Here is a 13843-nt window from a genome sequence, read left to right on the forward strand (position 1 = left end):
GGCGAAAGTCCAGCAGACCACCCGCGCCGTCAAGGCCACGTCCAAGCCGGCGAGCACCCGATCGCGCTAGGCTGCGCCGATGACCCAGCCCGGCTCCACGACCAGCGACGACCCGTCCGGCGGCGACACCGTCACCTGCAGCGAGGCGGCGCGCCGCTGGACCCTGGTCGCCGCGGTGGTCGGCTCGGGCATGGCCTTTGTCGATGGCACCATCGTCAACGTGGCCTTGCCCGCCATCCAGCGAGCCATGAACGCCACCACGGCCGACGCGCAGTGGGTGATGGAGAGCTACGCGCTCCTGGTCTCCGCCCTGTTGCTGGTCGGCGGCGTCCTCGGCGATCACTACGGTCGTCGACGCGTCTTTGTCGTCGGCGCCGTGGTCTTCACGCTGGCTTCGCTCGGTTGCGCCGCCGCGGGCAGCGTGGCCGGGTTGATCGGTATGCGTGCGGTGCAGGGCGCCGGGGCGGCCTTGCTCATCCCGGGCAGCCTCTCGCTGATCACCTCGGCGTATCCGAAGGAGCGACGCGGTGCCGCCATCGGCACGTGGTCCGCTTTCAGTGGCATCACCGCCGCGATCGGTCCGGTGTTGGGCGGATTCCTCGTCGAGCACGTGTCGTGGCACTGGGCGTTCCTGGTCAACCTGCCGCTGGGCATCGCCCTGGTCGCTATCTGCTATTGGCGCGTGCCCGAGAGCAAGGGCAGCGATGCAGGCCGCATCGATATCGTCGGCGCGGCGCTGGCAACGATCGGCCTGGCCGGGGTCGTCTATGCGCTTATCGATTCGCCGCTGCACGGGTGGCTTTCACCCGGCGTGCTCGCTTCGGCCGTCATCGGCGTCGTTGCCCTGGCGGTCTTCGTCGTCGTGGAAACCCGTATCGCCGATCCGATGCTGCCGCTGGGACTCTTTCGCGATCGCGACTTCGCCGGCGCCAACCTGCTGACCTTGCTGCTGTACGCGTCGCTTGGCGGCAGCATGTTCTTCGTTCCGCTGAACCTGATCCAGGTGCAGGGCTACGGACCGACGGGGGCGGGGGCGTCGTTGCTGCCCTTCATCGCGATCATGTTCGCCCTGTCGCGATGGACCGGGCGACTGGTCGATGTGATGGGCGCGCGCATACCGCTGGTCGCCGGACCCGCGATCGCCGGCGTAGGCTTTGCGCTCTATGCCTTGCCCGGCGTGGGCGGCTCGTACTGGACCACCTTCTTTCCTGCGGCAAGCGTGCTTGGCCTGGGCATGAGCATCACCATCGCACCGCTGACGACGACGGTGATGAACGCCTTGACGCCGGCGCTGGCAGGAACCGCATCGGGCGTGAACAACGCCGTGTCGCGCGTGGCTGGACTACTCGCCATCGCGGTGTTCGGTATCGTGCTGACACGGGGTTTCGATGCCGCCTTGCAGGCGGGGCTGACCTCGGGCGTACCGGCCGACGTGGTACAGAGCGTGATGGCGCAGAAGGCGAAGCTCGCTGGCATCCAGGTGAATAACGACGCGGCGCGACAGGCGATCGACGCGGCGTTCGTCGCGGGGTTCCGGCGGGTGATGCTGTTGTCGGCGGCGCTGGCCTGGCTATCGGCCGTCGTGGCGGGGGTGACGATCCGGCCTTCGATGAAGGTCGATCGCCGCTGAAGCGGCTCCCACACAAAGCAAGGTAGCCAGTCATCGCACCTCATGTGGGAACCGATTCATCGGCGACCCCGCGGCAGCGGACCTCATGTGGGAGCCGATTCATCGGCGATCCCGCGGCAGCGGGCCTCGTGTGGGAGCCGATTCATCGGCGATCCCGCGGCACCGGACCTCATGTGGGAGCCGATTCATCGGCGATCCCGCGGCACCGGACCTCATGTGGGAGCCGATTCATCGGCGATCCCGCGGCAGCGGGCCAGGATGCAGCCCGCTGCCGGCGCCTATCAGAAGCCCTTCTGCACCTGCACCCAGGCGCGCGCGCTGTGCGTCTCGCCGGCGAGCGACGGCCGCGCACCGATCGGATGGGACACGTCCGCGCTGAGCGACCACTGGTCGTCGCCCTGCCAGCGCATGCCCAGACCCACGTCCTGCATGTGCGCACTGTTGGTGCCCGGCGCGAAACGGTCCTTGTAGATGCTCACGCGACCGGCGTCGGCGAAAGCCAGCGCGGTCCAGCTACCGGGCAGGCCGAGATGCAGGCTGCGGCGAAACTCCAGGTTGACCATCTGGCCCTGCGTACCGGCCAGCACGCCGGTGTCGTAACCGCGAATATTGTTGGCACCGCCCAGGTAGAACTGCTCGGCGGTGTCGAGATTCTTGTTCGCCCACTGGCCCTGGAAGCCGAGATAGACGGCATTGTCCTCGGAGAGCTGCTGCAGACGCGCGACCGAGACCGTGTACTTCAGGTAATGACCCCGGGTCTGCGCGCCGATCGCATCGACGAACTGCGCGAAAGCGTCGTCGAAGCCGAGCAGGCCGTAGGTCGCCGCGATGTTGAAGTTGGTCACGCCATGCTCGTCGCGCTGGTCGCCGGCCAGCGTGGCGGTCCAGCCATAGGTGTGACGCAGCGTGCGCACACCGACGATATCGATCGAATCGTTGAGATGGCGACGGTCGTAGCCGAGCTGGCCATACAGATTGCCCTCGGTCGAACGAATGAACGGGTGGCTGACGAACAGGCTGGCGACCTGCGCCGTGCCGTGCGCGTCCAGGACACGCAGGTCGCCCTTGAGCTTGTAGTCGAGCGAGGATGCGGAGGCACCGAGCACCGTGCCTTCGCCATTGAGAAGGTAGCGGTACTCGAGGCGACCGTAGTTCATGTTCGAGCCCGCCGAGAGCGCCGTCGCGTCGAGCAGGTCGCCTTGGTGGAACAGGCCGTTGACGTTGAACGTGCCGGTCAGGCGTGCGCGACCGGTGTACTGATTGCCGTAGTCGTCGAGGGCGACCAGTCCCGTGTAGCGCGGACGGTCGTCGGCGCGCACGGCCAGATCCGAGGTGCCGGGCTCGTCACCCGGGCGAAGCGCCGATGTCTCCATCACGCCGGGGATGTCGCCGAGCAGGAGCAGGCTGCGATCGAAGCCGTGCGCGCTGATCGGCGCGCCGCTGGTCAGCGGGTCGAGCGTCGCCTTGAGCGGGCCATCGTGCGTGGCGCTGTGATTCTCGAAGACCACCTTGCCCAGCCGCGCTTCCTGTACCGCGATACGCACGGTGCCACCGCTCAACGTCTGCGCCGGAACATAGGCCAGCGTGAGCGGATAGCCCTTGGCGCGGTATGCGGCCGTGATGCGGTCGGCCAGCGCATTGAGCTCGCGCAGGGTGATGTCCTTGCCTTCACCGGACGCGACCAGCGCGTGCAACTGTTCCATGGGGATCAGGGTGGCCCCGGTGATCTCGATGGTCGTCACATGGAACGGTGCGCTGTCGCCTTGGTCGGCCCTGGCTTGCGGCGCCATCTTGAGGCCGGTGTCGTCCGCCTTCGAGGGCTGCGGCGTGGCCGGCACCTGGCGCAACAGATCGCCGCTCTGCGGCGGACGCACCTGCGCAGCGGACGTGGAAGCCAGCGCGAGGAGGATGCATGCGCCGAGAGTGTTCGCGGCGCGCTTGGAGAGGATAGCCATGGTCATCGGGAATTCGATACGAAAGAGGGAATGAAGTCGCGCGTGGCGGAACGGTGCATCACTGCATCGCGTCCGCCGGAAGCCGCACGCCGCCATCGACGACCTGCAACGACAGGCCCGGAACGAAGTCCGCGCGCTGCACGTTCTTCTCGATCGGCTGGCGGGTCTTCTTGTTGTTGCCGGAGAACGGGCCGACCGTGACGTTCGAGGCGACACCGTAAGGCGTGGCGATGAGGTCCGGGCCGAGCAGCGACTCGATCTGGGTCAGCGCAACGGCGGAGGCGCCCTGCGACGAGCTCTGCCTGATCGTGGCCGTGGTCTGCGCCGAGGTGTTGAACGCATAGTTGCCCGCATCCGCACCCGTGGCGTAGATGCCGTCGACCGACACCGCCTTGCCGATCCCGATCGCCGGGTCGCCGAACAGGGCACTGGCCGCGCCAAAGGCGATCACGTCGCCCGGCAGGATCCCGTTGCTGCTCAGCGTGGCGCGATCCGACGTGTTGCCGTCGTAGAACTTGTCGGTACCTTGCGCGGCGACGACGACCGGACGCTTCGTGATGCTTGCCGTGGTGGTCGGGTTGACGATGAGCGTGTAGTTGCCGGCGTCGCCACCGTCGATGCTGCCGGTCACGTTCACCGTCTTGCCGTTGGCCGCGTTCTTGTCGACGAAGCTGCCGTTGGTCGCAAGGCCGACCTGGTCGCCACTTATCACACCGCTCAACACGCCATGGGTCACCGCGTTCGCATTGCCGTCGTACACCTTGTCGTCCGCGGCGATGGCCGCGTTGATGCCGAGCGGGGTGATCGTGGCGATATGGTTGCCGCCGACGAGGGTGTAGTTGGCCGCGAGGCCCGCGCCATCGTCGTTCAGGGCGAGCGAGCCGAGGCTCGCCAGCGGCCGGCCGGTCGCCACGTTCTTGCTGCCCAGCACACCCTGGCCGCTGAGGATCAGGCTTTCGCCGGCCACACCGGCGATGACGCCGGCGCTGCCGAACATCCCTGCGGAGGCTACCGTGCCGCCGTCGTAAACGCGGGTGCCGTCGAGGTTCAGCACCACCTTGGCGATATCGGCCGTGGTGGTCGCATTGGTGGTGAGGGTGTAGTTGCCCGCATCGGCACCCGTCAACACGCCCGCGACGTTCACCGTCTTGCCGTTGCCGGCATTCTTGTCGATGAAGTCGCCCGTGCTGGTCACGCCGAGCTGGTCGCCGGCGAGCACGCCGGTCAGCGTGCCGCTGGTCTGCGCCGTGGTGTTGCCGTCATACGCCTTGCTGCCGGCGATGATGTTGCCGGCGATCGCCAGCGGGGTGATGTTCGCCGTGGTCTGCGCGACGTTGTTGAAGGTGTAGTTGCCCGCATCGGTGCCGCCGCCGACGATACCGTTCACCGTGACGGTCTTGCCGTTGGCGACGTTCTTGTCGCTGAAGGTCGCCGGGTTGCCGCTGAAGGTCACCGTATCGCCGGACAGGATGCCGCTGCTGCCGAGGGCGGCTACCGCGGCATTGTTGCCGTCGTAGACCTTGTTGTTGGCGGTGGCGTCCACCACGATCGTGAGCGGCGTGATGTTGGCCGTCGTCTGCGCGGTGGTGTTGAACAGGTAGTTACCGGCATCGGCGCCGGTCGCGGTGATCCCGTTGACATCGACCTGCTTGCCGTTGCCCACGTTCTTGTCGACGAAGTTCGCCGAGCCGGCGGTGAAGTCCACCGTGTCGCCGGCCAGCACGCCGCCGCTGCCTACATGGGCGTTGGCCGTCCTGTTGGCGTCATAGACCTTGTTGTCGGCGGTGGCGCCGACGATGATCGTCAGCGGCGTGATGTTGGCCGTCGTCGTGACCGTGTTGGCAAACGTGTAGTTGCCGGCATCGGTGCCGCCGGCCACGATGTTGTTCTCGGTGACCGTCTTGCCATTGGCAACATTCTTGTCGCTGAAGGTGGCCGGGTCGCCACTGAAGGTCACGACGTCGCCACCCAGGATGCCCGCGCTTCCCAACGTCGCGATGGCTGAGGTGGCGCCGTCGTAGATCTTGTTCTGCGCGGTGAGATCCAGCGTGATCGCCAGCGGTGTGATGTTGGCCAGGGTCTGCGCGACGGTGTTGTAAACGTAGTTGCCGGCATCCGTACCGCCCGCCACGATGTGGTCGACCGTGACCGTCTTGCCGTTGGCGGCGTTCTTGTCGCTGAAGGTCGCCGGGTCGCCGCTGAAGGTCACCGTGTCGCCGCCCAGGATGCCGCTGCTGCCAAGGGTGGCAACGGCGGCGTTGTTGCCGTCGTAGACCTTGTTGTTGGCCGTGGCGCCCACGACGATCGTCAGCGGGGTGACATCGGCGGTCGTGGTGGTGTTGGCGGTGAAGGTGTAGTTGCCGGCATCGCCGCCGCCGAGTGCGCCGTTCACGGCGACCGTCTTGCCATCGCCGACGTTCTTGGTGTCGAAGGTGCCCGATGTATTGAAGGCGACCGTATCGCCGCCGAGGACACCGGTGAGCGTCCCATGGGTCACGGCGCCGGTGGTGGCATCGTAGGTCTTGTTGCTGGCCGTGATCGTGCCGGTGATCGCCAAGGGTGTGATGTCGAGGGTCGACGTGCCGATGATGTAGTTGCTGGCCAGCGAGCCGGCCCGGTCGCCCAGCGCCATATCGCCGACGCCGTTGAACGCCTTGTTGAAGCCGATGTTCTTGTTGGCAACGTTGGAGATGCCGCTCAGCGCGAGCGTCTCGCCGGCCGTGCCGTTGACCACGCCATTGCCGAACAGCAGTGCGTTCACATCGGTCTGGCCGTTGTAGACGCGCGTGCTGTGCAGGTTGATCACGAACGGCGTGATGCTCGCGGTGGCGGTGGCATCGGTGTTCTGCAGGTCGTAGTTGCCCGCGTCGCCACCGCCCACCGTGATGCCACCGACATCGATGATCTTGTTGCTACCGACGTTCTTGTCCCTGAACGCGACGGAGCCATCGGCCAGGACGATATCGTCGCCAGCCACCTTGTTGCTGGCGAGCGTGAGGCCCGGATCGTTCGTCGTACCGTCGTAGACCTTGTTCACGCCCAGCGCGGTGACCGTCAAGGCCAGCTTGCCGATATTGGCCAACGCGGTCCCGTTGGTGAAGCTGTAGTTTCCGGCGTCGGCGCCGGTGATACCCATGCTGCCGGTGACGGTCTTGCCGTTGCCGGCATTCTTGTCGTCGAACCTGCCGACGGTCGGATTGGTCAACGAGACGATATCGCCACTCATCAGCCCACTCGTGGTCGAGCCATTCGCCAGCACCGGGGCGGCGTTCGCCAGGATCGCGTTGGTGTTGCCATCGTAGGACTTGTCGTTGGCAGTGAACGTCGCGGTCAGCGGACGTGGGGTGATCGTGACCCTGTCGGTACCGCCGAGCAGGGTGTAGTTGCCCGACAAGCCGCCATTGCCACCGTCGCCGAGGCTGAGCGTGCCCAGGCTGAAGCCCTTGTTGTTGCCGACGTTCTTGTTGGCGGCCGACCCGGTGCCCGTCAGGTTGAGGGTCTCGCCAGCCAGACCGGTCGACAGCACGCCGCCCGACGACAGGATGCTGGCATCGACAACCGTCGTGCTGTCGTAGATGCGCGTACCGCTGAGATTGATGACGCGCGGCGTGATGTTCGCCGTCGTGGTCACCGTGGTGTTGTCCACCACGTAGTTGCCCGCGTCGGTGCCGGTGCCGTTGACCCCGGCGACCGTCACGGTCTTGTTGTTGCCGACATTCTTGTCGCCGAAGGTGGCCGAGCCGTACGCGAAACCGATGTCGTCGCCGCCGATGACGCCGGCACTGGTCACCGTGGTGCCCGGATCGTTGACGGTGGCGTCGTACTGCCGGTCCTTGCCGGTGGCGGCGACCGTGATGTGCAACGGATCGATCGTCGCCGTCGTCGTGCCCTGGGTGAAGGTGTAATTGCCGATGTCGCCGCCGCTGATCGACATGTCGCCGGTCACCGTCTTGCCGACGCCGGCATTCTTGTCGGAGAAGTGCGCGCTGGTCGGATTGTTCAGCGTGATGTCGTCGCCCGCGACCAGGCCGTCGAGCGTGGCCGCGCCATTGAGCGTGGCGCCGTTGTTGCCGTTGTACGTCTTGTTCGAGGCGAGGAAGTCGGCCGTCAGCGCCTTGGGCGTGATGGTCACCCAGTCGACGCCGCCGAGCAGCGTGTAGTTGCTGGCCAGGCCGCCATTGCCGCCATTGGTGAGCGCGAGGCTGCCGAGGTCGGCGAACGACTGTTGTTCGCCGACATTCTTGGTGACCAGCGTACCGCTGCCGCTCACGCCGAGCGTCTCGCCATTCACGCCCTGCAGCACGCCGAACAGCGCACTGGCCGCCGTGGTGGTGCCGTCGTAGACGCGCGTGCCCGTGAGATCGATGACCTTCGACTGGATCACGCCGTTGTTGCCCGCGCCCGACGTCGGCAGGATGTAATTGGAGAGATTGGTGCCGGCGTTGGCGACGAAGTCGGAAGTGACCAGCGTGGAGACCACGCCCAGGCCGGTGCCCACGTTCTTGGTCGCGTAGTTGGCCGTGGCCGACTGCGGAACGGAGGCGCCCTGGTTGCCGATGAAGCCGTTCAGTTGGTAATCGGCCGCGGTGAGGGTCGCCGAGTCGGTGCCGTCGTAAACCTTGGTTGGGCTGCCGGTGATGATCGCGGTCAATGGCTTGGGATTGATCGTGGCGGTCAGGCCGGCCGGCTGCTGCAACTGGTAGTTACCGGCGCTGCCGCCGTTGAGGACGAATCCGCCGACGGTGACGCCCAGGTTGTTCCCGGCGTTGGCCGTCACGAACTGGGCCGAGGCCCCGGTTCCATCGAAGCCCACCGTATCGCCGGCGAATACACCGTTCAACGCCGCCGGGCTGGTATCGGCAATGGTGAGCGTGGCGCTGGCGTTGCCATCGTAGGTCTTGTCGTTGGCGGTGACACCGCCCAGCGTCAGCGTGGCACGGGTGATGTTGGCAAGCAGGCCGGTGACCGGCTGCAGGAGGTAGTTCGCCGCCGCGCTGCCGGTGATACCGAAGCCGGTGGCGGTGACCGCCAGGCCGTTGCCGACGTTGGCCTGGCTGAAGTTGGCGCTCACCCCGGACAGATCCAGCGCGATCTTGCTGGTGTCGTTCGCATCCGTGCTGACCAGCCCGGCCAGACCGGCGCGGCTCAGGTTGAGCGTGTCGGCCGTGGTGGTGTTGTAGGTCTTGTTGGTCGCGAAGACGCCGGTGACGAACAGCGGCGCCTGGTTGATCGTTCCGGTGCCGGTCGCTACCAGGTCGACGTTGTAGTTGGAAAGCAGCGTGGCGTTGCCAAGGACGTAGTTGCCCGGCGTCAGCGTCGCGCTGATGGTGCGGCCGTTGGCGGCGCTGGCATTCGCGCTGTCGTAGCTGGCGGTGGCGCTGGGGTTGATCGTGCCGCTCTCGCCGGAGACCCAGCCATTGATGCTGAAGTTGCCCGAGGACAGGGCAGCGTCCGTGCTTCCGTTATAGGTCTTGGTCGGATTGCCGACGACCGTCACCGTCAACTGTGCCGGCGTGATGTTGCCGACGCCGAGCACCGGCGAATTGATCCTGTAGTTGGCGAGATTGGTGCTGCCGCTGGGCGTGAGGTCGGAGGTGGAAAGCTCCGCCGACAAAGGCAGATTCGTACCGACATTCTTCTGGCCGAACGTACCGGTAATGGGCTGCGACACCACGCCATCATCCGTGCCGACCCACCCGCTCAGGGTGAAGTTGTTGGGTTGCAGGCGGATGGTCAACAGGCCGTCGTAGACCTTGCTGGCGTTGACGATACCGACATTGAGCACGGTGAAGCTGCCGGTCAGCGGCGCGGGCGTGATCGAGCCCGAACCGAGGTAGCTGCTCGGCAGGATGTAGTTGCTCAGCAGCGTGCCGTTGGCGGCGGTGAAGTCCGCGCCGGGCAGGGCACCCGCGCTCGCGCCACGGGCGCCGGCGTTCGCATTGTCGTACTGGCCGGGTACGGTGCCACTGAAGCTGGCGTTGATGCTCTGGCCGGACAGCAGGCCGACCAGCTGCAGGTTCGACGCGGTCAGCGCGGCGTCGGTCGTGCCGTCGAACACCTTGCTCGGGTTGCCGACGATCTGCCCGGTCAGCTGCAGCGGGTTGATCACGCCCAGGCCGAGACCGGTCACCGAAGGTGCGAACGTATAGTTCGACATCGAGGTGCCGCCGCCCGGCAGGAAGTCCGACGGCTGCAATGTAGCCGTGACGTCGATGCCGGTGCCGGCGTTCGCGGTGGCGTAGGCGGCCGAACTCTGGCCCACCGTCGCGCTCTGGCCAGCGACGAAGCCGGAGACGTTGAAGTTGCCCGCGCCGAGCGTCACGGCCCGCGTGCCGTCATAGGTCTTGGTCGGCGTGCCGGTCATCACGATGCTCAGCAGCGCCGGTGTGATATTCGCGGTCAGGACGGGCGCAGCCAGCGTGTAGTTTCCCGCTGCCGCACCGGCGAGCGAGAAGCCCCCGGCGGTCACGGCAAGGCCGTTGCCCACGTCGGCCTGGCCGAACGTCGCCGTGGCACCCGCCGTGTCGAGCGTGACGTCGTCGCTACCCACCTTGCCGTTCAAGGCGGCATTGGTCGTGTTGAGCGTGGCGCTCTTCGTGTTGTCGTAGATCTTGTTGTTGGCGATGACCTGGTCGATCGTCAACGTCTTCGGCGTGATATCCGCGCTCAGGCCCGAAGGCGCCACCAGCGCATAGTTGTGGGCCTTGTCACCGGTCAGCGCATAGCCGCCCACCGTCACGGCGATGCCGTTGGCCACATTCGCGTCGGCGAAGTTACCGAAGATACCGCTGGTATCGAGCTGCACATGGCCGCTGTCGGGCTGGATCACACCGAACAGCTTCGCGCCGCCGGTGACGATGGTGTCGGCGGTGCCGCCGTCGTAGACCTTGTTGCTGGCCAGCAGGCCGCTGATCAGCAGCGGTGCCTGGTTGATCGTGCCCACGCCGGTCGCCGCGGTCGGCAGGAGGTAGTTGGCCAGGTTGGTGCCCGAGCCGGCAGTGAAGTTGGTGACCGAGAACGTCGCATTGAGTGCCACGCTGCCGGCGTCGGAGCCGGCATAGGCGATCGAGCTCGGCTGCTTCACCGTGGCGCTCTGCCCACTGACAAAGCCATCGATCTCGTAGTTGCTCGTGCCCAGCGTCGCCGTGGTGGTGCCGTCGTAGGTCTTGGTCGGGTTGCCGACGATCTGTGCGGTCAACGGTTTCGGGGTGATCTGACCCACCCTGGCGCTCACCGGTGTACCGGCCAGCGTGTAGCCGAAGACGGGAATCGCACCGGTGCTGTCGGCGATGCTGAAGTTGCCGATCGCGCCGGGCGAGGTCACGCGAATGTTCGACCCGGCGTTGACCGTCGCGTACGTGCCGCCGGTGGCGCCGACGATCGTGTCGCCGTCGGTCAGGCCGGTCGTGGTGAGGTTCGCACCCGCGAAGCTGGCCGCGTTCGTGTTGTCGTAGACCTTGCCGACCGTGCCGGTCAGACCGGTGACGGTGAGCGTCGGCGCCAGCTTGTAGAGGAAACCGTTACCGGCGCCGAGCGGCGTCGCGCCCGCACTGGCGGCGTATTGCATGAATTGCGGAGAGAGCCCGCCGCGCGTATCCAGCGCGGGATCGGACGAGTACACCAGCCACCTGCCCGACGCCGAACCCAGTGCTGCGGAGCCTGCGTTGTTGATGAAGTTGTTCGCCGCGGTGAGCGTGACGCCGGCGCCACCGGCGATCGTGCCGCCGCTGGCGAGGATGATGTTGCCATTGCCACCGTTTCCGTTGGCATTGAGGACGACGCGGCCCGCACCGGAGATCGGCGCGTTGACGTTGATGCCACGGTACGCGTCGAGGGTGAGCGTGCTCGCCGCGTTGCTCCAGGCGATCGCCGAATTCACGTTGATATCGCCGACACCGGCGGCGTTCTGCACGCCGTTGCCGGTGGCACCCGTCGCCGTCGTCGTTTCGGTGACATTGGTGCCGCCGTTGAGCGTGGTCGACATGGTTGCCGCCGCCGTCGCGTCGATCGTCAGGTCATACGGATCGACCAGCCACGTGCCGGCCTTGCCCTTCGGCGCACTCGCGTCGATCGATGCCGCGCCGATGTGCGCGAACGCCGCGGACGTCTCGATGCTGCCGCCGTTGCCGCCAGTCGGCGCGCTCGCGTCGAGCGTACCTTCCACGTTGACATGGCCGGCCTGCATGCCGCCGAGCAGCACGATCTGTCCGTTGCGGTTTTCCACCGTCTGCGCGCGGACGACGCCGGTGTTGTTCACCGTGCTGGCCAGCAACGAATCGGCCGCACCCGCTGTCATCAGCACGCGGCCGCCGTCGGCCTGCACCAGCTGGCGGTTCTCGACGAGGTTGTCCAGGGTGCTGCGATCGATCTGCAGGTGCAGCAGCTGGCTGCCGTCGAAGGTCAGCGTGACCGCGCTTCCGCCGCCCATCGCGACGGTACCGAGCCGCGCGCCGATCGTTCCCTGGTTCGACACCGTATTGCCGAGCAGGGCCACGTAACCGCCGTTGGCGGCATGGATGGCGCCCTTGTTGACGATGCTGCCCTTGCCGTTACCGCTGAAGCTGCGCGTGTCCGACGCCAGCGAACTGTCCGGGGTGTCGAGCGTCGAAGCGACTAGGCCGCCCACGTTCACCTGCGCGCCCTGGCCGAACAGCACGCCGTTCGGATTGATCAGCCACACCTGGCCGTTGGCATTGAGGTGGCCGTAGATCTCCGACGCGCTGTTGCCGAGGATGCGATTGACCGCGATCGCGTCCCTGCCCGGCTGCACGAAGTTCACCGTCTCGTTCGGTGCGATGTCGAAGCTCTGCCAGTTCAGCGAGAGGTGCTGGCTGTTCTGGCTGATCGTGGTGGTCGCGCCGTTCTGGCGGATCGCGCCGCTGCCGGCGACGATCTGCCCACCGGTCTGGCCGGCATGGGCGGCGCCCGCGGCGCCGAGCGCCCATGCGATGGCCAACGCGATCGAAGCCGCGCGCGGGCCCTTCGAAGCGGACGCGGAGCGTGCCGCGGGCCGGCTGTTACGGGCGAGTTCGCTGGCAGCGACCCACTGCGAGGTGGCGGCATTCCAGCACAGGCGATAGATACGATTCATTCGAGCAACCTTCGGTCGTGGGCGCGTGCATAGGCAGAGGCGTACCCAGCGTTAGCCGAGTCGATATGGTTGCTTGGGCCCCCCTGCGGGCAGCGCGGGGCCGGTTCGGCGCCTGCGCGTTTGCGGCATGTTATCCGAAAAGTGTGATGCCTATCACGTTTATGTTGTGAAGGCCGTCGCGGATACCCTGATTTTACCCGGGTGTATTGAGAACGCCGTAGCCAAGCCGCTCAGGGCGAAGACGCGAGCTCGACGCAGAAGTCGACGAAGGCGCGCACCTTGGGCGGCGCGTTCTTCCGCGACGGATAGAAGGCATACAGGGGAAAGCTCTCCTCCGCCCAGTCCGGAAACAACTCGACCAGCCGTCCGTCCGCCAGCGCGTCCTGGACGCTCACCGCCAGCACCTGTGCGATGCCCGCCCCGGCTACGCAAACGGCAAACATGATCCCCGAGTCGTTGACCAGCAGCGGGCCCGTCGTTTCGACCGGCAGCACCTTGCCCTTCCGATGGAACTCCCAGTCGAAGGGACGACGGGTCACCGGGTCGCGGAACTGGATGCAACGATGGTCGACCAGATCCTTCGGTGCCGCGGGACGGCCGTGGGCGGCCAGATAGGCCGGGGCGGCAACCGTAAGCACCCGGGTTTCCAGCAGCTTGCGGCCGATGAGCGAGGACGACGGCGGAACACCGAAGCGGACGGCGACGTCGATGCCGTCGGCGACGAGGTCGCCGAGTTCGTCGCGGGTGACGATTTCCAGTTCCAGTGCCGGATAGCGGGCCATGAATGCGGCGAGCTGCGGCGCGATCACCTGGCGGGCGAACATGGCATCCAGGCTGACCCGAAGCCGGCCGCGCACCGCCTGCGAATCGCCGGCGGCGGCCAGGGCCGCATCCTCGATGCCCGAGAGCAAGGGGCCCACCTGCGCGTAGAGGCGCTCACCTTCATCGGTCAGGGTGACGGACCGGGTGGTCCGGTGGAGCAAGCGCACGCCAAGCCGCTCCTCCAACCGGCTCACGGCGCGACTCACCCCCGATGGCGACAGACCGAGGGCATCGGCGGCGCGCGCGAAGTTGCCTGTCTCGACCACGGAGACCAGGACACTGAGGTTGCCGAGCAGGCGGCCATCGGAAGACATGAGCGGCGACTCGTGATTGTCAGTCACGAAC

4 protein-coding genes are annotated in these 13843 nt (G+C 66.7%); 1 reads left to right on the plus strand and 3 read right to left on the minus strand.

Translation table 11 applies throughout. From position 1 onward, the window contains the following. Positions 1-79: 79 nt before the first annotated feature. On the plus strand, positions 80-1630 hold the full coding sequence (locus VM621_RS19070; protein WP_325470549.1) for an MFS transporter: 1551 nt from the start codon (positions 80-82) through the stop codon (positions 1628-1630). A gap of 281 nt (positions 1631-1911) precedes the next feature. Here VM621_RS19070 and VM621_RS19075 read toward each other — a convergent pair whose 3' ends face one another. From VM621_RS19075 to VM621_RS19085, 3 genes are all read right to left on the minus strand, one after another. Then, positions 1912-3591 carry a ShlB/FhaC/HecB family hemolysin secretion/activation protein gene (locus tag VM621_RS19075; protein ID WP_325470550.1) on the minus strand — a complete coding sequence of 560 codons (1680 nt, stop codon included), beginning with the start codon at positions 3589-3591 and terminating at the stop codon, positions 1912-1914. A 52-nt stretch (positions 3592-3643) separates the two neighbouring features. Further along, positions 3644-12676 carry a YDG domain-containing protein gene (locus VM621_RS19080; RefSeq protein WP_325470551.1) on the minus strand — a complete coding sequence of 3011 codons (9033 nt, stop codon included), beginning with the start codon at positions 12674-12676 and terminating at the stop codon, positions 3644-3646. 230 nt (positions 12677-12906) lie between these two features. After that, positions 12907-13812 (minus strand): LysR family transcriptional regulator, encoded by a 906-nt coding sequence (locus VM621_RS19085; RefSeq protein WP_325470552.1) that lies wholly within the window; start codon positions 13810-13812, stop codon positions 12907-12909. Positions 13813-13843 lie beyond the last annotated feature (31 nt).

It is taken from the genome of Luteibacter sp. (genome assembly GCF_035539195.1).
Lineage (GTDB): Bacteria > Pseudomonadota > Gammaproteobacteria > Xanthomonadales > Rhodanobacteraceae > Luteibacter.